The following is a 381-nucleotide window of genomic DNA, read 5'->3' as shown; positions in this document are numbered from 1 at the left end:
GTCGAGATCAAGAAGATCCAGAAAGCGACCGGCATCACCGCCATCTTCGTCACGCACGACCAGGAAGAAGCGCTCTCCATGTCGGACCGCATCGTGGTGATGAACGCCGGTTCGGTGGAACAGATCGGCACGCCGGAGGAGGTCTATGAGCGGCCCGCCACCGGCTTCGTCGCCGACTTCCTCGGCAAGGCCAATATGCTTGCCGGCACCGTGAGCAGGTCCGACCGGCGGACGACGGTCGCGCTTGCCGCCGGCCAGACGGTCGATGTGGGTTCGCCGCGGCCGCTGGCGCAGGGCAGCAAGGTCACCGTTGTCGTCCGGCCGCAAAAACTGTCGGTCGGCGCGGCAGCGGTCGCCCACCGGCTGTCCAGCCGCGTCGTC

Annotated in this window: 1 pseudogene; it reads left to right on the top strand. The window is 67.5% G+C overall.

The annotated features are described in order from the left end of the window. Window positions 1-381 (top strand): annotated as a pseudogene (locus EOA23_RS35455) (ABC transporter ATP-binding protein); the annotation flags it as partial.

The organism is Mesorhizobium sp. M2A.F.Ca.ET.042.01.1.1, from assembly GCF_003997405.1.
Lineage (GTDB): Bacteria > Pseudomonadota > Alphaproteobacteria > Rhizobiales > Rhizobiaceae > Mesorhizobium.
The sequence above is the reverse complement of the archived record's forward strand: the minus strand, read 5'-3'. Positions and strand labels throughout refer to the sequence as shown.